The sequence below is a fragment of the Priestia sp. KCTC 13724 genome (assembly GCF_056820425.1).
In genome coordinates this window covers 22,262-47,616 of the sequence record NZ_JBXDLD010000036.1, presented here as the reverse complement: position 1 = coordinate 47,616, position 25,355 = coordinate 22,262, and the positions used below count along the sequence as shown (strand labels likewise).

Below are 25,355 nucleotides of genomic sequence, written 5' to 3'. Positions count from 1 at the left end.
AAATGCCGCTTCTCTTCTTGATGAAGCGGCATTTTCTTAAGCAATAAAAGCTTTAAGTCGGCGCTTGCTGTTCATTGCGCTAGGAATAATTCTTACTATTTTTATGAGAATAGTAATAGATGGAGGAAGAAGATGAAAAATGTAAAAAAATGGTGCAACTCATTTATTTTATTGCTATTTGTCCTGTTCGTTACGGTTGGATGTACAAACGAACAGCCGGATATAAACGCGGCAAGTAAGCCACAAGTCAAAGAAGAACAAAAGACAGAGGCGAATTTCACAGCAAAAAACGTTAGTAAAGATACGAAAGTCGCTCTTATTGCCGAGTTTACGACGGGAACGCACGCAGCCCAGTATATTAGCGGTGCAACAGCGGCTGCCAAAGAACAAGGTATTCAGCTTACCGTGTCAGATGCCAACAACGATCAGTCAAAAATGGCAGCGTATTTAGATACGGCAATTAATCAAAATGTGGATGGTATTATCATTAAGCACGGTCGTTCTGAAACGTTGGAACCTGGCGTGAAGCGTGCCGTTGCAAAAGGTATACCCGTTGTTGCATTTGATGTTGAGCTAGATGTAGACGGCGTAACAACGATTGATCAAGATGACTATATGTTGGCGCTGCAAGGCTTAAAGCAAATGATGCAGGATATTAATGGCGAAGGAAAGATTGTGTACATTTTTGTTGGTGGTTTTGCGCCAATGGAAAAGCGAAACACCATTTATGAAGCAATGTTAGAACGTTATCCGGACGTAGAAGAAGTAGCGCGATTTGGAAACGCTACATCTAATACATCGCTAGATACTCAAACAAAAATGGCGGCTATCTTGAAAAAATATCCAAACAAAGGCGACATTACAGCCGTATGGGCACCTTGGGACGAATTCGCCAAAGGAGCTACGCGTGCAATTAAAGAAGCTGGCCGAGATGAAATTAAAGTTTACGGCGTCGATTTATCGGATGAAGATCTGCAGATGATGCAAGAAGAAAATAGCCCATGGAAAGCATCAGCAGCGGTAAATCCAGCAGCAATTGGTGAAAAGCAAGTGGAATTTGTTCTGCAAAGAATTGCTGGACAAGACATACCGAGATATTACTCGTTTAACCCAACGCTCATCACTCAGGATGATTTACCTGATGCGCCTATTAATATGGACCAAGTGGGTGAGTTTGTAGAAGCTTGGAATCAAAAAGAGTAGAGGAGAAGGCAGATGACGATCGAACAATTAGAAATGAAGCATATCGCAAAGTCATTTGAATCATTTCAAGCGCTTCAAGATGTGAGCTTTACCGTGAAAAAAGGCGAAATCCATGCTTTACTGGGAGCAAACGGTGCAGGGAAAAGTACGCTGATGAAAATATTATCTGGAGCATACTCAGAATATACTGGGACCATTTACAAAAATGGTCATTCTGTTACGCTTGGTTCTCCAAAAGACGCAAAAAACTTAGGTATTGCAATTGTTCATCAAGAAGTCGATGTCGCGCTTGTACCATCACTAACGGTGGCAGAGAATATTGTGCTGGACCGCCAAACAAGTAAAGGTAGCCCTGCAATTGTTAAGTGGAAGCAACATGATACTGAAGCGAAAAAGGCGCTTGCTATGCTGGGTTCAACGTTAAACGTTAAAAAGAATGTATCGGAATTAACGCTAGCAGAAAAGCAGCAGGTATTACTCGCTCGTGCGATCTTACAAGATGCGGAATATATTATTTTGGATGAACCAACAGCACCGCTAAGTCAACATGAGACAAAGCGTTTGTTTGAAGTTGTGACGAACTTAAAGAAAAAAGGCATGGGTATTATTTATATTTCTCATCGCCTTCAAGAAGTTAGCGACCTATGCGACGTTTACACCGTTTTAAAAGATGGAAAGCATGTTGTGACAAAAGCAATTGTGCAATCTACAATGCAAGAAATGATTACATTTATGCTAGGGAAGCAAGTAGCGCAGGAGTCGGTACGTGAAGAGGTAGCGGTGGGAACTGAACTGCTTCGTGTGGAAAAGTTGTCTTTGCCAAACGTACTACAAGATATTACCTTTCATGTTAAAGAAGGTGAAGTTGTTGGCATTGCGGGACTTGTCGGTGCAGGGAAAACAGAGCTGTGTCGAAGCTTATTTGGTCTGGAGAACAAAACAGCGGGTCAGCTATCAATGCGCAATCATCCGCTTTTAGTAAATCGCTCTCCTCGTTACTATATTAAAAATAAGCTTTCTCTCATACCAGAAGAAAGACGAAAAGAAGGCATTTTAGTAGACGAATCGATTGTACTTAATTTGTCACTTCCAAGCTTAAAAGATTTTACGAAATGGTCGTTTGTACAAAAGCGAAAACAAAAAGAAGCATCTCAGAGTGTTGCTGCGAATGTTGGTGTTAAAGCCTCGTCTGTTGAGCAAAAAGTAAAAACGCTAAGCGGTGGGAATCAGCAAAAAGTAGCTATTGGTAAATGGCTCTTAAAAGAGACCGATGTATATATATTTGATGAGCCAACAAAAGGAATTGATATCGGCTCCAAACAGGAGATTTTCTCAATAATGAATGAGCTAACTAAACAGCAAAAAGGCATTTTATATGCAACTTGTGAATTTGATGAACTGGTCAACATGGCTGATCGAATTTACGTTATGTATAACGGGAAAATTGTAAAAGAACTATCGAAAGCAGAAGCAACGTATGAACAGCTATTTTATTACGCGTCTGGAGGAACGGTATGAGTGCAGAGTTAGTGAATGAACAAGTAAAAGCAAAGAAACAAACAGGACAGCTGATGGAGTTTGTCACAAAATACGGTACGGTAGTAGCCATTTTATTAGTCACCATCTTTTTTTCAATTGCTTCACCCAATTTTTTAACTCCAGGAAACATCAGCGATATTTTACGTTCGATTTCAATTGTAACGCTTATCGCATTAGGTGTGACAATTTCACTGACTGTAAATGGTCTTGATTTATCAGTTGGCTCGACGGCTGGGTTAGCAACCATTCTATCAGCATCGATGCTTGTGTTGCACCGTCAAGAGCTGCTAGTGGCATTGTTGATTCCTATTTTAGCTTCACTTCTTGTAGGGCTTGTGAATGCATTTTTTGTCGTGAAAGTTAAAATTCCTGATATTTTAGCCACGCTATCAATGATGTTTATTGTGCAGGGAATCTTGTTAACCTATACGAAAGGATCGGCTATTTATACGAATATGCCTTTAGAAAGTGGAGAGCGTGCACCTGGAATCTTTATTCCTTCTTTTTTAGCCTTAGGACAAGGACATGTTTTGGGAGTTCCGGTGCCAGTAATTATTATGCTCCTTGCTGTCCTCGTTGTACATATTTTCTTCACGTATACAAAATACGGACGATTCTTTTATGTAACGGGTGGAAATATGGAAGCAGCGAGGCTTTCAGGAATTCCAGTCAACCGCTACCGCATGTATGCCTATGTGTTATCTAGCTTACTAGCGGGGATTGGAGGAGTTGTGTTAGCAGCGCGAATTGGGGTAGGAGAAGTGAATGCAGGAGCTCCTTTTCTAATGGATGCCGTTGCCGCAGCCTATATCGGCTTCTCTGTATTTGGAGCAGGTAAACCGAATATTATTGGCACGCTGCTGGGGTCTATTTTAATTGGCGTTCTCTTAAATGGTTTAACGATGTTAAATGTTCCGTATTATACACAAGATATTATTAAAGGAACGGTTCTTGCAGCGGCTTTAGCTCTTACATACTATCGTTCAAAGAAATGATTACGGTAGATTGCACGAGGTGACTTTGTCATCTTCGTGCAATTTTTTTGTTTGAAATCGGGCAAAGTAAGGGAAATATGCAAATAAAAAGGAGGCTATAAAATGAAGCGAATTATTGTAATTGGAGGCGTTGCGGGTGGTATGAGTGCAGCATCTCAGCTGCGTCGCTTAGATCAAGAAGCCGAAATTATTGTATTTGAGAAAGGCCGAGATGTTTCATATAGTGCATGCGGTATGCCGTATTATTTATCAGGTGTTGTGAAAGAGCAAGAAAGTCTTATCGCTCGAACGGTTGATGAGTTTAAAGAACGTGATATCACGGTTCATCTTCAACATGAAGTAAAAGAAGTGAATCACATAAAGAAATATGTTGTTGTACATAATCATCAAACAAATGAGTCACAAGAAGTGTCGTACGATGAGCTTATTATCGCAACGGGAGCTTCAGCTGTAAAGCCACCCTTTATGATTGATGCTCAAAATGTTTTTTCATTAAAGACGTTAGAAGATAGTACGAACATCCATCGTTATTTAAAAGAAGAAAATGTACAAAAAGTTGTGATTATCGGCGGTGGATATATTGGAATGGAATTAGTAGAGACCATGCATCTATTAGGAAAGCAAGTGTCTGTTATTGAGCGCGGGAATCATATACTATCCATGTTTGACGAAGAAATTGCTACACGAATACAGGGCGAGCTGAAAAATGATATTGCTTTTCATGTAAATGAAGAAGTAGAAGAGTTAATTGCAGAACGTAAAAAAGTAACTGCGGTTCGCACCAATAAAAATACGCATGAAGCAGACCTTGTTATTGTAAATGTGGGAGTGAAGCCAAATACATCTTTTTTAGAGAGAAACGGCATTCGAATGCTCGAAAACGGTGCGATCCTCATTAATGACAAAATGGAAACCAACGTTCCGCACCTTTATGCAGCAGGTGATTGTGCAAGCAGCTACCATCTTGTGTTGAAAAAGCCGGTTCATTTTTCACTTGGTACAATTGCTAATAAGCAAGGGAGAATTTTAGGCGCAAACCTAGGAGGAGAAGATAAACATTTCCCAGGTGTCATTGGTACCAGCATCCTAAAAGTTATGGATTTAGAAGTTGCTAAAACTGGAATTACTGAAAAAGAGGCAAAAGCAGAAAACCTTCAATATAAAGCGGTTACGGTAGACGCTTATAATCATACGCCGTATTATCCAGATGCAACAAAAATGTTGGTTAAACTTATCTATGAAAAAGATACACATATTATACTAGGAGCACAAATTATGGGTAAGTCAGAAGCAGCCAAGCGGATTGATGTGTTTGCAACAGCCATTACGGCACGGCTAACAACCGAGCAATTAACCATGCTAGATCTTAGCTATGCTCCGCCTTTTGCTACCGTTTGGGATGCGGTTCAAATTGCTTCTCAAAAAGCGACATAATCAGAGGCCGACGTGAATTTATCACGTCGGTTTTATCGTCTAAAGGAGACGTTGCAGAATTTGTAGATGCGTTGTCATATTTGCATGTTTTGTCGAAGAGGAATTTTTTTTTCTAAAATTTAAAGGTTGAGAAATCAACGTTGATAACGCTTTCTTTCTTTAGGCTAAAAAAACTTTATAAGAAAAATGTCTATTATTGCGACTCTATTTACATATTTAGTAGAATTTGTAATAATGCGTTATAGGCTAATTTTTCTTTTAATAGGAGAGGATCTTGTGTTTGGTTTAAAAAAGCAAAGTAAATCAGAAGCGTTATTTATACAAATTGTGAGGAAAAGACAAAAAATGGTGGAGATTGGTGAAAAAACAGGTTTATCAAGTGAAGAAACGATTACCTGTAGTCAAGAGCTAGATCAACTTTTAACGCTTTATCAAAAACAACTGTTACGTGAGGAAGAAGATCGGACAAGCATTACAGCAACAATCAGTCGCTTTTTGTCTTTTTCAAAATCGTAAAAAAGGGCAGCAAAGCTGTGCTCGAATCTGCCCTATATCTACTTGTACCTTAAAAGAAGTTAATAAGAAAAACCATAAATAATAGGCCCGTGATGAAAGAATACGTTGCAAAGCGTTCATTTCCATCTCCATGACTTTCCGGTATTAGCTCTTTGTAAATGATAAACAACATTGCTCCAGCTGCGAATGCTAATCCATACGACACAAGAGACTCGACAAAATTAGTGAGATAAAAACCAAGTAGTGACGTAATAATTTCTACTGATCCTGTTAATGTTGCAATAAAAAATGCTTTGAACTTACTGATATTTTGCTGCGCTAAAAACAAAGCAACTAATAATCCTTCCGGTGCATTTTGTAATCCGATGGCTAAAGCAATCAGGTTTCCGGTATTTTCTGCATCAGATGCATAGCTTACACCAACTGATAATCCTTCTGGCAAGTTATGTAGCGTAATTGCTGCAATAATTAATAAAGCTTTTTCGTCAAACTGAATCCCTGTTTTAGAATGCTCTAAGTCAATATGAGGTATGTTTTGTTCTAAAATTGTAAGCGTCATGACCCCGAGTAAAAGCCCGATTGCTAACGAATAAAAACTTCCGCTTGCAAGGGATTCAGGGATTAAGCTCATTGTTGAAGCAGCCATCATAATTCCGGCTGTAAACGCGAGCAACACGTCTTTCCAACGGTGCGTTACTGCCTGATTCATAAACAGAATTGGCACAGCACCAAGTCCTGTAGATAGTGCAGAAAGAATACTGCCTATAAGTACGTCTGTCATAACAATCTCCTTTTTCTTCTATCTTTCCACATCATTACTACACTCATTATAATCTTCTTTATTCTTTCGCGAAAGCAGAACTTCTTTCATATTCTCATATGAAAAAAGAGTTTGGGACATAACAAAATGATTGCTTCTAAGAGACGAACAATAGCTGTTCCAATCTTTTTGGTTTGTCTGAATACGTTCGTTCCATTGCGCTATGGCCACTCGCTTTCCGCGGGGAGGAACCTGAGCTTCCTCGCTGCGCTGCGGGATCTCCGTTTTCCCTCTCTTTCCCGCAGGAGTCGAGTGTCCTACGCTCCATTCCACCCTGTTTCCAACATTGTTTTCACAATCAACCAAAAAACCTGAACGATTAAAAGTGAGAAACTCTCAATCGTTCAGGTTTATCATTGGCTGAATTACTTATGTCCCAGCCTCTTTTTTCATTGTTGCTTATTTTGAAAAATAAAGAGAGTGAACTTGTTTTGCAATCTCTTCAATTTTGTTTGACACCTGAGGGATTCCATACCCAACAAACAGCGGAGAGGTTGCAAAGCGAGGAATCACTTTACATGCACTTCGTCCATCATCCAACTGATAAAAAAACAGGTTATAGCTCGTGCAGCTACGATGGAAATGATTAAGCAAATAATGAGTAGCAGCTTGAATATAATCAGCTACTTCTTTATTATGTTCTTCAATATTCGATGTCACAATGTTAAATTCAAAAAATCCCATTCTTGGCTTTGTAGATAAGTTAAACTCGACATCTTTATTTTGTTGAATTGAGATGCCTTCAAAATGTGCATCAGTAATATTTGAGCTTGTATCAAACGTTTTTAATCCAATGATTTGCATATGCGGATGGCGAAGAGAACCCCCTGACATGGGTCCGTGATTTTTAAAGAATAAGACGGACTCATATTTTTTACTCTCAATCATCTGTAGCCAGCGAGTAGTGACAAACGAAAACAGTTTATACAAATGCTCTTTTGGATATTCTGATAGTTCTGATTGACATTGATCTGTTTCGATAATCACAGTTTGGTAAGCATTTTGGAGAACTGGGTACTTGTTTTCTAACCAAATAATTGAATCTTCTTTTTCAATAATGCCTGTTAAGGAGTCCACATCACAGAATGGACAAGGATTTTGACGATTTACAATGGTTTCTGGTTTTTGTGAACCAATTGCTGAATTAAAAAATAAATGAGATGGTTTCATAAGCTTCACCTTTTTAATCTAATTATATCTATTGTAGTAGAACAACTAGAAGAAATCTACTGTTTAGCTTGCTTCGTTGACTTTTTAACCAGATTTTAGTATTATCTTGATATCGAGATAAATTAAAAAAGGAACTGATAAAAATGGATTCAACAGTAAATCGAGAAGAATTAGATCAATCTTTAAAATTATTCATTGTTCTATCAAGAGCGAATCGTTCCGTTATGGAGCATGTTCATAAGTTTATTCAACAACACGGTATGAACCCAACTGAATTCGCTGTATTAGAGCTTTTATATCATAAAGGAAAACAGCCTCTTCAGCAAATTGGTGGCAAAATTTTATTAGCAAGCGGTAGCATCACGTATGTTATTGACAAGCTAGAGAAAAAGAGCTTTTTAGAGCGTGTAGCTTGTCCAAATGATCGTCGTGTCACGTATGCGCAAATTACAGAAGCAGGAAAAGAAATGATTGAAAGCATGTTTCCTGATCATGAGAAGCGCATTCATAGTATTTTATCTGTTCTTACAAGTGAAGAGCAAGAAGTAGCCATTTCGCTACTAAAGAAAATTGGACACTATGCAGATGAGTATACGCCGTCTGAATAAAGCAAAAAAGCATCGGTTTGATGCTTTTTTTGTGTGAGAAAATAGCGATTGCGGATTGTTTAAAGGAGATTATGTAATCATCACCAAGTACATAAATGAGCCTATAAAAAGAGAGGGGAAAAAGACGTGACATTTCATCAATATACATATGAAAGACCGGATTTAAATCAGCTGAAAAAAGAGTTTAAACAAAGCATTGGCATTTTAAAAGAAGCTAAAACCATTGAAAAACAGTACGAAGCGATTGAAGAATTAAACGAGTTGCGAACAGATTATAGTACGATGAGCAACTTATGTTATATTCGCCATTCCATTGATACAAACGATGAGTTTTATCAAAACGAACAGGATTATTTTGATGAAATCAACCCTCTGTATGAAGAGCTTATGCATCAATACTACGAAGCGCTTGTTTCATCAAGCTTTCGCGAAAAGCTAGAGGCTGCATTAGGAACGCAGCTATTTGCATTAGCTGAAAACCAATTAAAAACGTTCCATCCGTCTCTCATTGAAGATTTACAACAAGAAAACAGACTTTCTTCTCAGTATACGAAGCTTATAGCCTCCGCTAAAATTATGTTTGACGGTGAAGAACGCACTCTTGCTCAGCTGGAGCCTTTCATGCAGTCACCAAACAGAGAAACTAGAAAAAGTGCTGCGACTTCACGCTTTCAATTTTTTAAAGACCATGAAGATGAATTTGATCGGATTTATGATGAGTTAGTTCAAGTACGAACAAAAATGGCAAAAAAGCTGGGGTATAAAAATTTTGTAGAGCTTGGGTATGCACGTATGACTCGTACAGACTATAACGCAGAGATGGTTCAAGCATTTCGCGCGCAAGTCTTAACAGAAATTGTTCCATTAGCAGAAGAACTTAAAAAGAGACAGGCAGATCGTATTGGAGTTGACGAATTACTCTATTATGATGAGTCGTTTGAATTTCAAACAGGCAACGCAACCCCAAAAGGAGATGCAAGCTGGATTATTGAGAAAGGTAAAAAGATGTATAGTGAGCTTTCAGCAGAAACAGATGAATTCTTTGCTTTTATGATGGATAATAATCTTATGGACTTAGTTGCAAAGAAAGGCAAAGCGGGTGGAGGCTACTGTACGTTTTTAGAACGTTATAAAGCACCGTTTATTTTTTCGAATTTTAACGGGACCTCAGGTGATATTGATGTATTAACTCACGAAGCAGGACATGCTTTTCAAGTATATCAAAGCCGAAATATTGGGGTAATGGAATATTATTGGCCAACTTATGAATCAGCTGAAATTCATTCTATGAGCATGGAGTATTTTACGTGGCCGTGGATGGAAAGTTTTTTTAAAGAAGACGCACAAAAGTATAAGTTTACTCATTTAAGCTCAGGCCTTCTTTTTCTACCTTATGGTGTAGCAGTTGATGAGTTTCAGCATGTTGTCTATGAAAACCCAACGCTCACGCCAAAAGAGCGAAAAAATGAATGGAGAAAGCTAGAACATAAATACATGCCTTCTAAAAACTATGATGGGGAAGCTTACCTTGAAAACGGCGGATTTTGGCAAAAGCAATCCCATATTTATAACGATCCATTTTATTATATTGATTACACGCTGGCGCAAATTTGTGCATTTCAATTTTGGAAAAAAGATAATGAAAATCATGAAGAGGCATGGAGAGACTATTTGCACTTATGTAAGCTGGGTGGAAGTAAGTCGTTTACTTCGCTTGTGAAAGAAGCCAATTTGCTTTCTCCTTTTGAAGACGGTTGCGTAAAGTCAGTTGTTGGTGAGATTAAGGCTTATTTAAATAGTATAGATGATCAATCATTGTAAGGAAAAGCGAGCTGAAGTGGCTCGCTTTTTGTTACTTTGTAAAGGAAATGAATGAGAAATATAAAGAAATGAGCATAGTGTAAAGAGTTTGTTAGAAGACTGTAAAAACGCTCTTTTTTCCTTTTTTTTGAACTATAATCATCTCAAGAGCCATGTTGATGCACGTACATAGTGGCTCAATTGATTTGAAAGGGGACAGGTACGATGAGTAAAAGTTTCTTAGTCAAATTATTTGGAGCATTTGCAGCAATTACGCTTATGACAGCATGTAGTGCAGAAGAGGGAGAAGACACGACAGATCAAGAACAAACGGAAGATGCGGAAGAAACAACTGGAGAACCGGCAGAAACACCAGTTGAGGAAGAAGCCGTAGAAGAAGATACAGAAGAGCAAGATCAAGACGCAACAGAAGAGGCAGAGGAACCAGCTGAAGAGGAAACAGACGAATCAACAGATGACCAAGAAGATAATCAATAAAACAAATAGAAAAAAAGCGACTCCCAAGGGAATCGCTTTTTCCTTTTTCATTATTTCAGTTTAGAAGTGACGCGGATTTCTTGCTGTTCATTGACATCAATGAATACCTCGTTGACTTCTTCATCCGTTAGTAAAAGGTCAGTAATTTGGTCTTCAACATGCTCCTGTATAGCGCGACGCAGTGGGCGAGCACCAAATGCCGGGTGGTAGCCAAGAGATGCTAGTGTTTCTTTCGCTTTATCTGTAACTTGTAGGGCGATGTTTTGTTCTTTAAGCGTTTCTTTTAATTCTTGAAGCATAAGCTCAACAATCTTAACCAGATGTTCTTGTTCAAGGTGATTAAATTCAATAATGGCATCGAAACGATTTAAGAATTCAGGCTTAAAGTAAGCAGATAGTGAATCTAAAACAGATGCATGTCTAAGAGCTGCATTTTCAGATTCAAAGCCCACCGTAATTTTCTTTTCTCCCACACCTGCGTTACTTGTCATGATGATTACAGTATCTTTAAAGCTTACTGTACGACCTTGACTATCGGTTAAGCGTCCGTCCTCTAAGATTTGTAGGAACATATGCTGAACGTCAGGGTGCGCTTTTTCAATCTCATCTAATAAGATGATTGAATAAGGGTTACGACGTACTTTTTCAGTTAGTTGGCCAGCCTCATCATGACCTACGTATCCTGGAGGTGCGCCAATTAGTTTAGACACCGCGTGTTTCTCCATATACTCACTCATATCAAGACGAATCATCGCATCTTTTGTGCCAAACATTTCCTCTGCTAGAGTTTTTGTAAGCTCTGTCTTACCAACTCCTGTTGGACCAACAAATAAGAAAGATCCAATTGGACGATGCTTAGCTTTTAACCCAGCACGAGAGCGACGAATTGCTTTTGCAACTTTTTCTACAGCTTCGCTTTGACCAATGACTTTGTCGGAAAGGTTTGCTGACAGGTTCTTCATTTTGTGAGCTTCATTTTCTTGAAGTTTCCCAACTGGAATACCCGTTTTCTTTTCAATGATTGCTTGAATATGCTCAACGGTAACTTCAGCTTTATCTTGTTCTTGGTTTAGCTGCTTTTCAAGTTTTGCTTCTTCATCGCGAAGTTTGGCAGCCGCTTCGTACTTTTCTTCTTTTAAAGCTGTTTCTTTTTCCACAGCAATTTCTTTTAGTCGTTTATCGATATCGTCTTTGTTTGAGATACCTGCTTTTAAGTTCATTTTTGAGCCAGCTTCGTCTAATAAGTCAATGGCCTTATCAGGTAAGAAGCGGTCTTGGATGTAGCGATGTGATAAATTTACACAAGCTTTAATTGCATCTTCTGTGAAGTTGACGTTGTGATACGCTTCGTATTTGTTTTGGATGCCTTTTAAAATTTGAACGGCTTCGTCAACAGATGGTTCATGAACCATCACAGGCTGGAAACGACGTTCAAGAGCCGCATCTTTTTCAATAGCGCGGTATTCTTTCAGCGTTGTGGCACCTACGACTTGAAGTTCACCTCGCGCCAACGCTGGTTTTAGGATGTTACTTGCATCCATTGAACCTTCAGCAGAACCCGCTCCAACAAGCAAGTGGATTTCATCAATGAATACAATAACGTTTTTACGTTGTTGTAGTTCGGCGATTAGCTGCTTCATGCGCTCTTCAAACTGACCGCGAATACCCGTGTTTGCTACAAGAGCAGCGACGTCTAGTAAGTATACGTCTTTGTTCATGAGCTTTGAAGGAACGTCGCCTTCTGCAATTTTTAATGCTAAGCCTTCGACAACAGCGGTTTTACCTACACCAGGTTCACCGATTAAAACAGGGTTGTTCTTGTTACGGCGGTTTAAAATTTCAATGACGCGTTCAATTTCTTCGTCACGTCCAATAACAGGATCAATTAGTCCAGCTTTTGCAATTTGTGTTAGGTTGCGACCAAATTCATCTAAGAATCCACCCCCGTTACCTCTTTGCTGAGGAGTAGGCTGCTGAGCTGATTGATTCATGGCTTGTTCATTTGCTAATTGATTGAATAAATCATCGATGTTCATGAAGTGCCCACCTCCAAATCCAGACGGCATTTTACTTTGTTTCATTAATGATTGATAACATGTATGGCATAAACGATATTGTGATTTTTGTTGATTAGCTTGTACGTTTAAATAAATTGTTGCTTCACGTTGTTGACAGTTTTGACACATCATTTAAAAGACCTCCTTAGAATGATTAAATGAATGTAATCATTGATCAATTAGTCAATTTGACTTTGACTATATTTGACCTTTGTGAGTTCATTATACTTTGACCTTTTTTGACTTTCAAGTGTTTTGCTTACATTTTTGTTTTGGAAGTTATTTCTTATTTTAAGTAGAATATTTTGTGGTTTGTTTATTACCTTTTATATGAGATGTAGTAAGAATGCACGCAACGAGTTGTGATTTCCACTCCGGATTGTTCGCTTTCCACGGGGCTCGCGTTGAACTTCCTCGTCACTTCGTTCCTGCGGGATTTCAAACTGTCTCGCTGATTCCGTAGGAGTCCCACATCCTCCGTTCCAATCACAGGCTTCTGGAATAGAAGGAACAAGTCCTGCTTCGCTGTCTTTTTGTTTTGAAGGAAGGAGCATACGCAACGAGTTGTGATTTCCACTCCGGATTGTTCGCTTTCCACGGGGCTCGCGTTGAACTTCCTCGTCACTCCGTTCCTGCGGGATTTCAAGCTGCCTCGCTGATCCCGTAGGAGTCTCACATCCTCCGTTCCAATCACCTTTTCCTTTAATAATTATAAATAAGAAGTATAGGTAATGTACCCGGTTAGAATTGGGCAAAACATAGAAAAGAGAGTGGAATTTATTGACGATGTTGTTTTTTGGCGAGAAGCGATTGACAGTAGTAGGAATAACCCATATACTTCAACTATGTTTAGTGCATAAAAGCATAAAAGCGTTTAAGTGAAAAAGAGATTGAGGGGAACAAGTTAATGAAAAAAGAGATAACATTTGGACAGTCAATTGGGATTGTCGCTGTTTTATTAGGACTTATTTTTGCATCATTATTTTTATTAGGTTTAGCACCACATGTTCCATTGCTTATTAGCATTGTAGCGCTTTGTACCATTGGAGCACTTATGGGTGGTAAGTGGAAAACTTTTGAACATGGCATTGTAGAAGGGATTAAAGTAGGGGTTAAGCCAATTTTAATTCTTATGCTTGTTGGTGTATTAATTGCTGCCTGGATGGTGGGCGGAACGATTCCAACTATTTTATCGTATGGATTCAATTGGATTTCACCGCGATATTTCTTAATTAGCGCACTTTTAATCACAATTTTAGTATCGAGCTTTACGGGAAGTACATTTACAACGATTAGCACGGTTGGAGTAGCTTTATTTGGAATTGGAACGGCTATTGGGGTGAATCCAGGCCTAGCTGCAGGAATCATTGTGTCAGGAGCAGTGTTTGGTGATAAGATGTCTCCTTTATCCGACACAACTAACTTTGCTTCAGGGATTGTTGGCGTTTCTCTAAGTGATCACATTCGCCATATGTTGTGGACCACGTTACCAAGTATTATTGTAACGGCTGTAATTGCATTGGTCATTGGCATAAGCACACATCGAACAGGTGTAAACTATGGAGATATTGAAGCTGTACAAAGTGCATTAGGTGATACGTTTAACCTTAATCTTCTAACACTTTTGTCACCGCTTGTTGTGTTAATTCTATCGATTAAACGATTTGATGTACTCCCTACGTTGGTAATTGGAATTATCATCGCCGTAATAACAGGGGTATTATTACAGCCAACTGTTACATTAGGAAGCATGCTTGGGGCTCTTCAAAGCGGTGGTCAAATTGATTCAGGAAATGAAATTGTAAATGCTATTGTCACAAAAGGCGGACTGGACTCCATGATGTTTTCAGTGTCCCTTGTCATTATTGCGCTAGCTCTTGGTGGGTTGATGCGTGAACTTGGTGTTGTTCAAGCTTTAATTGAAGGATTAGCTAAGCAAGTGCGAAGAAGTGGCGATGTAGTGTTTTCAACAGTTCTTTCATCTATTGGTGTTAACGTTATAACAGGCGAGCAGTATTTATCTATTTTATTACCTGGGCAAACATTCAAGCCTCTTTACGTGAAGTGGAACTTGCAGGAGAAAAACTTATCTCGTACGTTAGAAGATGGAGGAACAGTTATTAACCCATTAATTCCGTGGGGAGTAAGTGGAGCTTTCATTTCACAAACACTTGGTGTTCCGGTTGTCGATTATTTACCTTTTGCATTTTTCTGTCTGCTATGTCCAATATTTGCTGTAATTTTGGGCTACACAGGACTTGGTATTGCTAAACAAAAATAACTTATGATCTAAAAAGCTTTGAATTCTTAATTACTTATTAAGAATTCAAAGCTTTTTATTGTACCAATCATGTTTAATATTTGCTGTTAGAGGTAATGTGAGTAGAAGCTCTAATCTTTCTCTTCCAAAAAAGAGAAAGTAGTAATACAATAAACCATAACGTTTAGTTGAAGAGCTATTTGTGAAGGATTCCACAAAAATCCTTTTTAGCAAATATTTAAAAAGGGTAGAGCAAAAAGAAACGGCTCATCATAAAAAGAGATAAAAGTTAGTAATTGAGGAGAGGATTCTGTTTGAAAAAGTGGGGGTTCATTGTACTACTTACCATCGTTGTACTTGGCGTAACCGCTGTTTTTTATCGAGCGGAAAGCGACGATGTTAATAAAGAGAAAGTGCATTTATTTTCACCTTATGCTAGGAGTGTTGATATATATCAAATCACATATCCAAGCGATGGGTTGCAGGTTAAAGGTTTTTTATTACAGCCAAAAGACATTGTGGATAAAAAATATCCACTGCTAGTTTATAATCGTGGCGGGAACCGTGAGCACGGTATGATTCGAGATAAAACGCTGCGCTACTTATCATCATGGGCGGATAAAGGCTATGTTGTGGTTACAACCCAATATCGTGGTAATGGTGGAAGCGAAGGAGTAGAAACATACGGTGGGGACGATATTCATGATGTCCTTAACCTCATTAAATGGGGAGAACAGTTGCCTTATGTAAACCCTGAACAAAAAGTAGCGTTTGGATATTCTCGCGGTGGAATGATGACGTATTTAACCATGAAAAATGGCATATCCTTTGATGCGGTGGTTGTTCAATCCGGAATTACGGATATGTTTCAGTTCTACGACCAACGGGGTTCTGAAATGAAGCAAGTGCTAAGAGATATTGTTGGAGATCCTAAGGTGTATCCTGAACGATATAAAAGTCGATCGGTTGTGTATTGGAGCGATAAGGTAAATTCGCCGCTTCTTATTTTACAAGGAGATCACGATAAAAAGGTACATCATACGCAAGCAGAAAAGCTAGTTGCGCAGCTTGAAGAACAAAACAAAGAGTATAAATATGTCTTATACAAAGGCGGAGATCACCCACTAAGCAACTATTATAATCAGTATAATGCTGAGATTGACAAGTGGTTTCAACGGCATTTGGTTGAATAAAAGTGGCAAGCATATTCGTCCGTTTTTCGCACATCCTAGAAAGGAACACTATAGAAAAGGATGATGAACGATGACACAATCAAAAAGACAGCAAGAGCGTCAATGGAATGTGCGTAAACAGTCGCAAAATCCACCTCATGGCAAAGTAAAGTCATTTGAAGAATTAGCAGAAGAAATTACGCCAAAAAATAAAAATAAATAATAAAAACCCCTCTAATCGAGGGGCTTTTTGTTTGTTTAGATTAAGGGTTAGTAGACCACATACCAGCTGATTTAATAAAGATACGAGGGTGTAGCTTCAGCTGTGCTACCATGATTTCCGCTAAATCTTCAGGTTGCATTACCTTTTCAGGATTACCGTCTGTTAGGTTTTCCTTATAAGCAAGCTCTGTAGCAACTGTACTTGGTGTTAAAGCAGTTACGCGAATATTGTGTTTGCGTACTTCAAGAGCAAGCGATTCTGTCAGACCTAATAAACCAAATTTTGAAGCACTGTATGCACTTGTTACAGGAGCTCCTTTTTGTCCAGCAGTAGAGGAGATATTAATGATATCTCCACTGTTTTTCTCAATCATTTGTGGTAAAACAGCTCTTGTAACGTAATAGACACCCATTAAGTTAATATCAATGATCTGCTTCCATTCTTCGGGAGATAGTTCTAAAAAGCCTCCGAATTTTCCGATGCCGGCATTGTTGATTAAAATGTCTGCTTTACCTAGTTGGTTATATAAGTAATCAACGGCTTTATTTACTTCTTCCATTGAAGATACGTCTGCTGTAGCATAAGCAACTTTTACACCCAATGCTTCGACTTCTTGTGCAACGGCTTGTAAATCAGCTTCTGTACGTGCTAGTAAGCCAAGGTTGACACCTTCTTTTGCTAAATCAAGCGCTGTTGCTCGGCCAATACCTTTACCAGCACCAGTAATGATGGCTACTTTTCCTTGTAATGATTGTCCCATCTTTCGTCACTCCTTCTTAATTAAACTATCGTTATTGCTAAAATCAGTTTGCAAATCATGCTAAATGAGTAGCTGAATAAATTAGCAATCCATCTAATCCTACAAAATGTAGAGAACCATTGTCAAAGCTCTTGCTCTATAAGGCGGTTAAAAATACCAAGATAACTGAATAAATTTCCTGCATAGACAGAAACTATAAGGACTTGAAGAGGAACGCTGTGCCGTTTGGAAAATGGAGGATGACGTATGCGAATAAAAAAACTATCAGAATTAAAAAATCGATCTAAAAAGCCTAAAGAAAATGAATCACAACCAATAGCTGAATCTTCATCTTCCGATACTGAACTGTTAAAAAGCGTAAAAGATAACTTGAATGCGGTGAAAGCAGAGCTTGGAGATAGTGCTGATGTGGTTTGCCGCGAGTTTGCCATTTCAGTTCAAGAGAAATTTCGATTAGGGCTTATCTATATTGATGGATTGACGAGTGAGGATAGCGTACAAGAGTTTACCATGGAATCAATCATGCATAATCATACGAAACAGCTCGTTCATGATGATGGTGCTGTGAACATGTTTGAGTTCATTAAAAATTACAGCTTAGCAATTGGGGAAATTAAAGAGGTGACTCTTTTAGATGACGTGATTTTACATGTTTTATCAGGTGATACGGCTCTATTTATAGAAGGTTATCAAACGTGTATCATTGCTAGTACAAGAGGGTGGGGAGAAAGAGCGATTTCAGAACCACAGGCTCAAACAGTAGTGCGTGGACCAAGAGATAGCTTTACTGAAACGCTGCGCACCAATACGGCACTGGTAAGAAGACGGATTAAATCTCCTAATTTACGAATGGAGTCTCAGAAAATCGGTAAAGTAACGCAAACAGACGTAGCGATTATGTATGTAAAAGGAATAGCTGATAAGCAAGTGGTGAAAGAAGTAAAGTCCCGGCTTTCTAAAATTGATATTGACGGCATATTAGAGAGCGGATACATTGAAGAGCTTATTCAGGATGAAGATTATACTCCTTTTCCAACAATTTATAACACAGAGAGACCTGACTCAGTATCAGCAGGTCTTTTAGAAGGTCGAGTAGCAATCTTTGTAGACGGAACGCCGTTTGTGCTATTAGTCCCGGCTGTGTTTATTCAATTCTTTCAAGCTGCTGAAGATTATTATCAGCGTGCAGATATTAGTACACTCATTCGTATTATTCGATACGTCGCATTTTTCTTAGCTTTATTAACGCCGTCAACTTATGTTGCGCTTACCACTTTTCATCAAGAAATGCTGCCGTTTAATTTGCTTGTTAGTATTGCAGCTCAGCGTGAAGGTGTCCCTTTTCCAGCCGTAATTGAAGCATTGATTATGGAAGTGGTCTTTGAAGTTTTGCGTGAGGCAGGAATTCGATTGCCAAGAGCCATAGGTTCTGCTATTTCGATTGTAGGAGCGCTCGTATTAGGGGAGGCTGCGGTACAGGCGGGGGTGGTCTCACCAGCGATGGTCATTGTTGTATCCATAACTGCCATCAGTAACTTTGTATCGCCGGCTTACGATATGGCGATTGCTGTAAGGATGCTTCGCTTTGTCTTGGTGTTTTTAGCAGCAACATTTGGATTGTTTGGAATTATTTTAGGACTTATTTTAATGATTCTACATCTGTGCAGTTTACGTTCATTTGGTATTCCATATATGACACCAATGGCTCCATTTGTAAGTAGTGACCAAAAAGATGCGCTCATTCGTCGTTCGTTAAAGAAAATGAATACGAGACCGAAGCTTATTAGCGAACAAAACGTTGTACGTGAACGGTCAAATGATGAGAATTAGCTTTTATAAAGGTGGAATAAGCATGAAACGAATCGTACTTGTATTATGCATATGTCTACTCCCACTATCAGGCTGTTGGAGTAGTCGAGAGCTAAATGAATTGGCCATCACCGTAGCGGTAGGTATTGACGAAGTAAAAGATGGAATTGAGTTAACGGTTCAAATTATTAACCCGGGCGATATTCAAGCCCAAACGCCGACGAATGGTCCCTCGGTTACTACGTACTCGATTAAAGCAGATTCTGTCATGGAAGCTCTTCGGAAAATGACAATTAAATCACCTAGAGAAATATACTTATCTCATTTACGGATGCTTGTTCTTAGTGAAGGAATTGCAAAAAGCGGAATTGCTGAAGTGTTAGATTTTTTCGCGCGAGATCATGAGGTGCGAACCGATTATTTTGTTGTGGTAGCAAAAAATTCACGCGCTTCATCCGTTTTAAATGTCTTGACAACCATTGAAAAAATTCCAGCCAATTATATGTTTGCTGCATTGGATACGTCACAAAAAGTTTGGGCGCCTACGCGAGGTGTAAAGCTGAATGAGCTTATTAGTAACTTAACGAGTCAAGGCAAACATCCTGTGTTAACCGCTGTTCTTGTAAAAGGTAACCACAAAAAAGGCGGAGATATGGCAAATATCCAGCGAGTTAATCAAAAAAACATTCTAAAATTTAAAGGTCTTGGCATTTTTAAAGGAGATGAACTTGTTGGGTGGTTTAATGAAAGTGAAAGTAAAGGATATAACTATGTTACCGGAAATGTAAAAAGTACGGTCGTTGTTATTCCGTGTGAAAAAAAAGAAAAATCCCATGACATTATTGGAGTTGAGATGCTGCGAACAAGTACGGATATTAAAAGCCGTATGAAAGGTGGAAAGCCTGTTATTGATGTGAACTTAAAGGGAGAAGCAAACATCGCTGACGTAGAGTGCCAGGTTAACTTGCAGGACCCTGCTATGATTACTGAACTAGAGAAAAAAGCGGAACATGATGTGCAAGATAAAATGCGAAGAGCAATTAAGAGAGCACAAAACGAATATCAAAGTGATGTCTTTGGGTTTGGAGAAGTTTTTTACCGCCAAAACGTAAAGGACTGGAACAAGATGAAAAATCGCTGGGATGAAATCTTTGCGACAGATCTAGAAGTGAACTTAAAAGTAGATGTGCAAATCCGTCGACTTGGAACGTTGAATAACCCATACATGAAAGAGATGCAGGATTAGTGCAACATGGAAAACTTACTGCTGTTTTTAGGGGTATTCAGCTTTTTAGCATATAAGGCAATCCGCCCTCTTTATCAACAAAAACAGATAAAAGAAATCGTAATATACAGCAGCTTTTCTACTATAAGAGTGGTAATGTGGATAGCGGTTATTTTTCGAATAACCATTCCAACTCCGCTGTATGCCCTTGAGTTTTGGATGCAGTCCATCATTGATATCTTTTCTTCATTTTATTCGGTGTAGGTGTTCAATATGAGCCAAAAAGAAGTGATAAGTGGGAAACAGTTCTTTACATTAACCCATGTATTCTCCATTGGAAGTGCAATCTTAGTTGTATCTACTTTATTATTAGCTGTGGCAAAGAACATCGCTTGGATTTGTGCAATAATTGGAACAGGAAGTGGGTTAGTATTTGCGAGGCTTTTATTATGGTTAATCCAAAAATACCCTCAATCGACGCTAATTGATATAGCAAAGAAGTCTTGTGGCAAGTATGACCGAAAATCGGTAACTACCTAGTGAGGAAAGGAGAGGAAAGGAATGCATTCACGCTTAGTAATAAGCAATTTTCAACTATTCTCAATGATGCTGCTGTTCTTATTTGGAAGTGCGACCGTTGTGAGTATTGGACAGGAAGCACGTCAATCCGCATGGATTGCCGTTTTAGTAGGGATGTTAATGTACCTGCCTTTCTTTGCTCTTTTTACACTTTTATATAAAAGGCATCCAGAAGAAACGTTTCCAACAATATTAAAAATTGCTTTTGGAAAGCTAGTTGGCAAAATTATTTGCATGCTGTACGTGCTATATTTTATTTACATTGGTGCGCGTGTTCTAAGAGACTTTTGTGACCTGTTATTGTTAACATCAATGAGGGATACGCCTCTAGTTATTGTGGGCGGGGTTATGACGCTAGTTATTGCGTATGCATGCTTTTTAGAAGTTGAGCCAATCGCAAGAGCGAGTGTGTTATTGTTAGTTGTTTTTGTTGGCTTCATTGTATTAGTTTTTTTCTTACTGTTCTTTTCTGATGTTATGAACCCAGATCATATGCACCCCATTTTAGCTGAAGGAATCGGTTCAATTTTTAGAGCGGTGTTTCCGCTTATTTTGACGTTTCCATTTGGAGAAATGGTTGTTTTCTTAATGTTTAACCAGTTTATAAAAGGAGAAAAGTCTCTTAGAAAGATGGGAACGCGTGCCGTGGTGATAGGAGGCGTTATGCTTAGTATGTTAAGTTTAATTAACTTAACTACACTCGGACAGCACTTGGTAGAATCATCGACAATCCCCCTACTTGTAACCGTACAGCAAGTGAATATTGGAGATATTATTCAGCGGATGGATATGCTAGCCATTAGTGTTCTTATTATTGGCGGTTTTGCTAAAGTAACGATTTTCGCATATGCAGCTATTTTAGGGATAAAAGATATTTATCAAACCAGGAGTCACAAGCTATCACTCCTTTTGGTTACGGTATCCATTCTGACTACGACTATTTTTATGTCGGATAATTTTGTTAAACATTTAGAGATAGGTTTGAAAATTGTACCAGTTTGGATTCACATTCCCATGCAGTTTGTCATTCCAATCGTAACGCTGGTGATGATTCAATTGAAAAGTAGGAAGAAAAGTAGAAGTACATAGTAATTTTAAATGGAGTATGATATAGTTAAAAGCGAAAATTGAAAGAAGAAATGCCGTGCTCTATGTGCGGGAGAGGTTCGTAAACTCCCTCTATAAAAAACTAAGATCATCAGTGAGATGACAAATGGCGCCGATTTTAGGGGCTTTTTTCCTGTTTCTTTTTTAATATAAGAAAGGGATTCTTAGTTAAGGGAGATTGCAAACGAAGCAATCTCTTTTTTTATATGATCTAAACAACGGAATGTTTTCTTCTTTGACTTTATAAAGGAAAAGGAGACAAAAAAATGAAAAACGAAAAAGCAATTGTTGTATTTAGCGGTGGACAAGATAGTACGACTTGTTTATTTTGGGCGCTAAAAAATTTTAAAGAAGTGGAAACTGTTACGTTCGGCTACGGTCAGCGTCATAGTAAAGAGATTGAGGTTGCAGAAGCCATTGCAAAAGATCTTGGTGTGAAGCACACAATTTTAGATATGTCGTTGTTAAGCCAACTAGCGCCTAACGCACTAACAAGAGATGATATTGACATTAGCCAAGAGGAAGGGGAGCTACCGACAACGTTTGTGGACGGACGCAACCTTCTCTTTTTATCATTTGCGGCTGTATTAGCTAAAAATAGCGGTGCACGTCATTTAGTAACAGGTGTATGCGAAACAGATTTTTCAGGGTATCCAGACTGCAGAGATGTGTTTGTTAAATCGCTAAACGTAACGCTGAATTTATCAATGGATTTTGAATTTGTTATTCACACACCGTTAATGTGGATTGATAAAGCAGAGACATGGGGACTAGCGGATGAACTAGGTGCGCTTGACTATGTACGTGAACATACATTAACTTGCTATAACGGTATTATTGCAGACGGGTGCGGAGAGTGTCCTGCATGTAAACTTCGCAAGAGAGGTCTAGAACAATATCTTGACACGAAACAAGGAGGGGAACAGTAATGCTTCAGCAAATTTACCCACAGGTAGCACATCCTTATTCGTACGAATTAAATAAAGACATGAATTTTGCCGCTGCGCATTTTGTTCCTCATGAGTCAGCAGGAAAATGTCAGCAGGTTCATGGCCATACGTATTTTGTTAATTTAACTATTGCAGGTGATGAATTAGATTCATCAGGCTTTCTAGTTAACTTTGCTACGTTGAAAAAGATTGTGTCTGGTCAGTTCGACCATACGCTTTTAAATGATCATAAGCATTTATTTAATGAAGAGGATGCGAATGATTTCCCAACATCTGAAGTGATTGCTCGGAAAATTTATGAACTTGTACAAGCTCACTTAGATGAACTTGAAAATAAGCCAGCATGCGTGCAAGTGTTTGTTCGTGAAACTCCTACAAGCTATGTTGTATATCGTCCAAAGAAGGTGAAGCGAGATGAATAATAAGGTTCCTGTTCTGGAAATATTTGGTCCAACAATTCAAGGAGAAGGAATGGTTGTGGGCCGAAAAACAATGTTTGTGCGCACAGCTGGCTGTGATTACTCATGCAGTTGGTGTGATTCGGCATTTACTTGGGATGGGTCAGCGAAAAGTGACATCCGTCAACTGACGGACGAAGAGGTCTGGCATGAATTGCAAACCTTAGGAGGAGACCGCTTTGACCATGTAACTATTTCAGGCGGGAATCCAGCGCTGTTGAAATCTTTAGATAAACTGATTGATCGCTTGCATGATCATCAAAAGCAAGTCGCGCTTGAAACTCAGGGAAGTCGCTTTCAAGAGTGGTTTTATAAAATTGATGATTTAACTCTTTCACCCAAGCCACCAAGCTCGGGAATGAAGACAAATTACGAAGTGTTGGATGATATTGTTGAACGCTTGCAAAACAATGGACGTAGTCAACATATTAGCATTAAAGTGGTTGTGTTTGATGAAACGGATTTCGATTATGCAAAACACATTCATCAGCGCTATCCATCAGTGCCATTCTTTGTTCAAGTAGGAAATGATGATTTGACAACAACGGATGACGAGGCGTTAACTTGTAAATTATTAGGGAAGTATGAGTGGCTAATTGATCTTGTTGTAGCTACAACAGATATGAATAATGTACGCGTGTTGCCGCAGGTTCATGCACTTGTATGGGGAAATAAAAGAGGCGTGTAAGCGTTCTTTAAAAAATTTACAAATAAAATACAAAAACAAATATGTACAAAATGAAAAAACGCTGTTAGAATGACAATCGTAGAAAGAGAGGAAACACACATGAGTGGTCGTAAAGAAGAGGAATTAGAAGGTGTAACGCTTTTAGGTAATCAAGGAACAAAGTACTTGTTTGAGTATTCACCAGAAATTTTAGAGGTGTTTGATAACAAGCATCCAAATCGAGATTATTTCGTTAAATTTAATTGTCCAGAATTTACAAGCTTATGTCCGCAAACAGGACAGCCTGATTTTGCTACAATCTATATTAGCTATATACCTGATGAAAAAATGGTTGAAAGTAAGTCTTTAAAGCTTTATTTGTTTAGTTTCCGAAATCATGGTGATTTCCATGAAGATTGTATGAATATTATTATGAATGACTTAATCGAATTAATGAATCCACGTTATATTGAGGTATGGGGGAAATTTACGCCACGTGGTGGAATTTCCATTGATCCATATACAAACTATGGTCGTCCAGGCACAAAGTATGAAGAAATGGCTTCTTATCGATTAATGAATCACGATTTATATCCAGAAACGATTGATAATCGTTAATGAAAGCAGGTTGTCTTAACAACCTGTTTTCCGATGTAAACAACAACAAGGTGAGAAGGTGAAAGAATGTCACAAAGATCAGCATTAGTACTAGGAGCAAGTGGCCTTATTGGTCAAGAACTTTTACAGTTGCTTTTAGATAATCGCTCATATAGCCATGTGACAGTACTTGTTCGAAAGGCACTGCCGGTTGAACATGAAAAGCTACGTCAGCTCGAAATTGATTTTGCAGAGCTTGAAAAGTATGAGAAAGATTTTGCAGTTGATGATGTATATTGTTGTTTAGGCACAACGATGAAGAAAGCAAAAACAAAATCGAAATTTATTAAAGTGGACTATGAATTCCCACTAAAAGCAGCAAAATGTGCCGAAGCAAATCGCTGCCAAAACTTTTTAACCGTTACAGCAATTGGTGCTGATCTTCGTTCTCCTTTCTTTTACAGTAAGGTAAAAGGTCAGGTGGAAGAAGATATTGCGAGTCTGTACATTCGATCTACGCATTTCTTCCGTCCATCGCTACTATTAGGCAAACGCGATGAGTTTCGTTTGTTTGAAAAAGTAGGGGAATACACTCTTAAGTCTTGCTCATTCTGCCTAATTGGTAAATGGAAGAAATATCGACCAATTAAAGCTTACAATGTTGCAAAAGCAATGATGAAAGCGGCTATGGAAGATAAAGCAGGGGTTCATATCCATGAAAGTCAAGATATTTTCACAGGAGAATGTTATTACTCATTTACAAATGGTAAAAAAGTGATTGCAAAGTAAAAGCCTCGAATTTAGAGGCTTTTTTCTTTTTTTAGAGGAAGCTATTTTTCTTTCCTTAAGGAAACTTTTTTAGTTGTGTGAATATAATAAAGTAAAAGCATGAGGAGGAAGGAAATGAA

The 25,355-nt window shown here is 38.6% G+C and carries 27 protein-coding genes and 1 riboswitch; of the genes, 21 read left to right on the top strand and 6 right to left on the bottom strand.

The window, feature by feature from the left end; genetic code table 11:
- The first annotated feature begins 132 nt into the window (after positions 1–132).
- From AC1UFB_RS05980 to AC1UFB_RS05960, 5 genes are all read left to right on the top strand, one after another.
- Positions 133–1,203 carry a sugar ABC transporter substrate-binding protein gene (locus tag AC1UFB_RS05980; RefSeq protein ID WP_061785075.1) on the top strand — a complete coding sequence of 357 codons (1,071 nt, stop codon included), beginning with the start codon at positions 133–135 and terminating at the stop codon, positions 1,201–1,203.
- A gap of 12 nt (positions 1,204–1,215) precedes the next feature.
- A complete protein-coding gene (locus tag AC1UFB_RS05975) occupies positions 1,216–2,721 on the top strand; it encodes a sugar ABC transporter ATP-binding protein (RefSeq protein ID WP_025908399.1) in 1,506 nt (501 codons plus the stop codon).
- A complete protein-coding gene (locus AC1UFB_RS05970; RefSeq protein WP_025908400.1) occupies positions 2,718–3,737 on the top strand; it encodes an ABC transporter permease in 1,020 nt (339 codons plus the stop codon). Before AC1UFB_RS05975 ends, AC1UFB_RS05970 begins: the two co-directional genes overlap by 4 nt.
- A gap of 102 nt (positions 3,738–3,839) precedes the next feature.
- On the top strand, positions 3,840–5,171 hold the full coding sequence (locus tag AC1UFB_RS05965) for a CoA-disulfide reductase (protein WP_100347410.1): 1,332 nt from the start codon (positions 3,840–3,842) through the stop codon (positions 5,169–5,171).
- Between the two features lie 276 nt (positions 5,172–5,447).
- Complete coding sequence (locus tag AC1UFB_RS05960) at positions 5,448–5,687, top strand: aspartyl-phosphate phosphatase Spo0E family protein (RefSeq protein ID WP_061785072.1); 240 nt, start codon at positions 5,448–5,450, stop codon at positions 5,685–5,687.
- A 49-nt stretch (positions 5,688–5,736) separates the two neighbouring features.
- On the opposite strand, the gene AC1UFB_RS05955 is transcribed toward AC1UFB_RS05960, so the two are convergent.
- The 3 genes from AC1UFB_RS05955 to AC1UFB_RS05945 form a co-directional block, all read right to left on the bottom strand.
- The gene (locus AC1UFB_RS05955; RefSeq protein ID WP_061785071.1) at positions 5,737–6,468 is read right to left on the bottom strand and encodes a ZIP family metal transporter; all 732 of its coding nucleotides are present in this window, start codon (positions 6,466–6,468) and stop codon (positions 5,737–5,739) included.
- A gap of 18 nt (positions 6,469–6,486) precedes the next feature.
- Entirely contained in the window at positions 6,487–6,780 is a 294-nt protein-coding gene (locus AC1UFB_RS05950; RefSeq protein WP_482588736.1) for a hypothetical protein, read from the bottom strand.
- 126 nt (positions 6,781–6,906) lie between these two features.
- Positions 6,907–7,677, bottom strand: coding sequence for a DUF4931 domain-containing protein (locus tag AC1UFB_RS05945; RefSeq protein WP_061786600.1), 771 nt, complete (start codon positions 7,675–7,677; stop codon positions 6,907–6,909).
- A 143-nt stretch (positions 7,678–7,820) separates the two neighbouring features.
- Here AC1UFB_RS05945 and AC1UFB_RS05940 point away from each other — a divergent pair, with 143 nt between their 5' ends.
- From AC1UFB_RS05940 to AC1UFB_RS05930, 3 genes are all read left to right on the top strand, one after another.
- Complete coding sequence (locus tag AC1UFB_RS05940) at positions 7,821–8,285, top strand: MarR family winged helix-turn-helix transcriptional regulator (protein WP_025908405.1); 465 nt, start codon at positions 7,821–7,823, stop codon at positions 8,283–8,285.
- A gap of 126 nt (positions 8,286–8,411) precedes the next feature.
- A complete protein-coding gene (locus tag AC1UFB_RS05935; protein WP_100347412.1) occupies positions 8,412–10,106 on the top strand; it encodes a M3 family oligoendopeptidase in 1,695 nt (564 codons plus the stop codon).
- A 204-nt stretch (positions 10,107–10,310) separates the two neighbouring features.
- Positions 10,311–10,583 carry a hypothetical protein gene (locus AC1UFB_RS05930; protein WP_061786601.1) on the top strand — a complete coding sequence of 91 codons (273 nt, stop codon included), beginning with the start codon at positions 10,311–10,313 and terminating at the stop codon, positions 10,581–10,583.
- Positions 10,584–10,633: 50 nt separating this feature from the next.
- Here the strand turns inward: AC1UFB_RS05930 and AC1UFB_RS05925 are convergent, their stop codons facing one another.
- Entirely contained in the window at positions 10,634–12,772 is a 2,139-nt protein-coding gene (locus AC1UFB_RS05925; RefSeq protein WP_025908408.1) for an ATP-dependent Clp protease ATP-binding subunit, read from the bottom strand.
- 194 nt (positions 12,773–12,966) lie between these two features.
- Positions 12,967–13,200: a hypothetical protein gene (locus AC1UFB_RS05920; RefSeq protein WP_482588734.1), complete on the bottom strand. Its 234-nt coding sequence runs from the start codon at positions 13,198–13,200 to the stop codon at positions 12,967–12,969.
- Between the two features lie 347 nt (positions 13,201–13,547).
- Between AC1UFB_RS05920 and nhaC the strand changes: the two genes are divergently transcribed.
- From nhaC to AC1UFB_RS05905, 3 genes are all read left to right on the top strand, one after another.
- The gene (gene nhaC / locus AC1UFB_RS05915) at positions 13,548–14,921 is read left to right on the top strand and encodes a Na+/H+ antiporter NhaC (RefSeq protein ID WP_482588732.1); all 1,374 of its coding nucleotides are present in this window, start codon (positions 13,548–13,550) and stop codon (positions 14,919–14,921) included.
- A 293-nt stretch (positions 14,922–15,214) separates the two neighbouring features.
- A complete protein-coding gene (locus AC1UFB_RS05910; protein WP_025908410.1) occupies positions 15,215–16,093 on the top strand; it encodes an alpha/beta hydrolase family protein in 879 nt (292 codons plus the stop codon).
- A 70-nt stretch (positions 16,094–16,163) separates the two neighbouring features.
- Positions 16,164–16,295, top strand: coding sequence for a DUF6254 family protein (locus AC1UFB_RS05905; RefSeq protein WP_220387615.1), 132 nt, complete (start codon positions 16,164–16,166; stop codon positions 16,293–16,295).
- Between the two features lie 40 nt (positions 16,296–16,335).
- Here AC1UFB_RS05905 and AC1UFB_RS05900 read toward each other — a convergent pair whose 3' ends face one another.
- Positions 16,336–17,055: a 3-ketoacyl-ACP reductase gene (locus AC1UFB_RS05900; RefSeq protein ID WP_062687301.1), complete on the bottom strand. Its 720-nt coding sequence runs from the start codon at positions 17,053–17,055 to the stop codon at positions 16,336–16,338.
- Between the two features lie 246 nt (positions 17,056–17,301).
- On the opposite strand from AC1UFB_RS05900, the gene AC1UFB_RS05895 reads away from it, so the two are divergent.
- The 10 genes from AC1UFB_RS05895 (at position 17,302) to AC1UFB_RS05850 (ending at position 25,236) form a co-directional block, all read left to right on the top strand.
- On the top strand, positions 17,302–18,885 hold the full coding sequence (locus AC1UFB_RS05895) for a spore germination protein (protein WP_482588730.1): 1,584 nt from the start codon (positions 17,302–17,304) through the stop codon (positions 18,883–18,885).
- A 22-nt stretch (positions 18,886–18,907) separates the two neighbouring features.
- Positions 18,908–20,110, top strand: a complete 1,203-nt coding sequence (locus tag AC1UFB_RS05890) for a Ger(x)C family spore germination protein (protein WP_482588728.1) — start codon at positions 18,908–18,910, stop codon at positions 20,108–20,110.
- 6 nt (positions 20,111–20,116) lie between these two features.
- Complete coding sequence (locus AC1UFB_RS05885; protein WP_062687304.1) at positions 20,117–20,353, top strand: hypothetical protein; 237 nt, start codon at positions 20,117–20,119, stop codon at positions 20,351–20,353.
- Between the two features lie 9 nt (positions 20,354–20,362).
- The gene (locus tag AC1UFB_RS05880; RefSeq protein ID WP_025908414.1) at positions 20,363–20,629 is read left to right on the top strand and encodes a GerAB/ArcD/ProY family transporter; all 267 of its coding nucleotides are present in this window, start codon (positions 20,363–20,365) and stop codon (positions 20,627–20,629) included.
- A 21-nt stretch (positions 20,630–20,650) separates the two neighbouring features.
- A complete protein-coding gene (locus AC1UFB_RS05875; protein ID WP_100347417.1) occupies positions 20,651–21,757 on the top strand; it encodes a GerAB/ArcD/ProY family transporter in 1,107 nt (368 codons plus the stop codon).
- A gap of 66 nt (positions 21,758–21,823) precedes the next feature.
- Positions 21,824–21,867: riboswitch (PreQ1 riboswitch) on the top strand.
- A 174-nt stretch (positions 21,868–22,041) separates the two neighbouring features.
- Positions 22,042–22,704 (top strand): 7-cyano-7-deazaguanine synthase QueC, encoded by a 663-nt coding sequence (gene queC / locus AC1UFB_RS05870; protein WP_025908416.1) that lies wholly within the window; start codon positions 22,042–22,044, stop codon positions 22,702–22,704.
- Positions 22,704–23,147, top strand: coding sequence for a 6-carboxytetrahydropterin synthase QueD (gene queD / locus AC1UFB_RS05865; RefSeq protein WP_144593624.1), 444 nt, complete (start codon positions 22,704–22,706; stop codon positions 23,145–23,147). Before queC ends, queD begins: the two co-directional genes overlap by 1 nt.
- Positions 23,140–23,871, top strand: a complete 732-nt coding sequence (gene queE / locus AC1UFB_RS05860; protein ID WP_440839939.1) for a 7-carboxy-7-deazaguanine synthase QueE — start codon at positions 23,140–23,142, stop codon at positions 23,869–23,871. Before queD ends, queE begins: the two co-directional genes overlap by 8 nt.
- A 99-nt stretch (positions 23,872–23,970) precedes the next feature.
- Positions 23,971–24,468, top strand: coding sequence for a preQ(1) synthase (queF, locus tag AC1UFB_RS05855; protein ID WP_061786159.1), 498 nt, complete (start codon positions 23,971–23,973; stop codon positions 24,466–24,468).
- Between the two features lie 66 nt (positions 24,469–24,534).
- A complete protein-coding gene (locus AC1UFB_RS05850; protein ID WP_025908420.1) occupies positions 24,535–25,236 on the top strand; it encodes an oxidoreductase in 702 nt (233 codons plus the stop codon).
- Positions 25,237–25,355 lie beyond the last annotated feature (119 nt).

What these genes read in the sequence shown, in the direction of transcription:
- AC1UFB_RS05980 (WP_061785075.1), top strand. Translation starts at nt 133, where the DNA reads ATGAAAAATGTAAAAAAATGGTGCAACTCATTTATTTTATTGCTATTT.
- AC1UFB_RS05975 (WP_025908399.1), top strand. Translation starts at nt 1,216, where the DNA reads ATGACGATCGAACAATTAGAAATGAAGCATATCGCAAAGTCATTTGAA.
- AC1UFB_RS05970 (WP_025908400.1), top strand. Translation starts at nt 2,718, where the DNA reads ATGAGTGCAGAGTTAGTGAATGAACAAGTAAAAGCAAAGAAACAAACA.
- AC1UFB_RS05965 (WP_100347410.1), top strand. Translation starts at nt 3,840, where the DNA reads ATGAAGCGAATTATTGTAATTGGAGGCGTTGCGGGTGGTATGAGTGCA.
- AC1UFB_RS05955 (WP_061785071.1), bottom strand. Translation starts at nt 6,468, where the DNA reads ATGACAGACGTACTTATAGGCAGTATTCTTTCTGCACTATCTACAGGA.
- AC1UFB_RS05945 (WP_061786600.1), bottom strand. Translation starts at nt 7,677, where the DNA reads ATGAAACCATCTCATTTATTTTTTAATTCAGCAATTGGTTCACAAAAA.
- AC1UFB_RS05940 (WP_025908405.1), top strand. Translation starts at nt 7,821, where the DNA reads ATGGATTCAACAGTAAATCGAGAAGAATTAGATCAATCTTTAAAATTA.
- AC1UFB_RS05930 (WP_061786601.1), top strand. Translation starts at nt 10,311, where the DNA reads ATGAGTAAAAGTTTCTTAGTCAAATTATTTGGAGCATTTGCAGCAATT.
- AC1UFB_RS05925 (WP_025908408.1), bottom strand. Translation starts at nt 12,772, where the DNA reads ATGATGTGTCAAAACTGTCAACAACGTGAAGCAACAATTTATTTAAAC.
- nhaC (WP_482588732.1), top strand. Translation starts at nt 13,548, where the DNA reads ATGAAAAAAGAGATAACATTTGGACAGTCAATTGGGATTGTCGCTGTT.
- AC1UFB_RS05905 (WP_220387615.1), top strand. Translation starts at nt 16,164, where the DNA reads ATGACACAATCAAAAAGACAGCAAGAGCGTCAATGGAATGTGCGTAAA.
- AC1UFB_RS05900 (WP_062687301.1), bottom strand. Translation starts at nt 17,055, where the DNA reads ATGGGACAATCATTACAAGGAAAAGTAGCCATCATTACTGGTGCTGGT.
- AC1UFB_RS05895 (WP_482588730.1), top strand. Translation starts at nt 17,302, where the DNA reads ATGCGAATAAAAAAACTATCAGAATTAAAAAATCGATCTAAAAAGCCT.
- AC1UFB_RS05890 (WP_482588728.1), top strand. Translation starts at nt 18,908, where the DNA reads ATGAAACGAATCGTACTTGTATTATGCATATGTCTACTCCCACTATCA.
- AC1UFB_RS05885 (WP_062687304.1), top strand. Translation starts at nt 20,117, where the DNA reads ATGGAAAACTTACTGCTGTTTTTAGGGGTATTCAGCTTTTTAGCATAT.
- AC1UFB_RS05880 (WP_025908414.1), top strand. Translation starts at nt 20,363, where the DNA reads ATGAGCCAAAAAGAAGTGATAAGTGGGAAACAGTTCTTTACATTAACC.
- AC1UFB_RS05875 (WP_100347417.1), top strand. Translation starts at nt 20,651, where the DNA reads ATGCATTCACGCTTAGTAATAAGCAATTTTCAACTATTCTCAATGATG.
- queC (WP_025908416.1), top strand. Translation starts at nt 22,042, where the DNA reads ATGAAAAACGAAAAAGCAATTGTTGTATTTAGCGGTGGACAAGATAGT.
- queD (WP_144593624.1), top strand. Translation starts at nt 22,704, where the DNA reads ATGCTTCAGCAAATTTACCCACAGGTAGCACATCCTTATTCGTACGAA.
- queE (WP_440839939.1), top strand. Translation starts at nt 23,140, where the DNA reads ATGAATAATAAGGTTCCTGTTCTGGAAATATTTGGTCCAACAATTCAA.
- queF (WP_061786159.1), top strand. Translation starts at nt 23,971, where the DNA reads ATGAGTGGTCGTAAAGAAGAGGAATTAGAAGGTGTAACGCTTTTAGGT.
- AC1UFB_RS05850 (WP_025908420.1), top strand. Translation starts at nt 24,535, where the DNA reads ATGTCACAAAGATCAGCATTAGTACTAGGAGCAAGTGGCCTTATTGGT.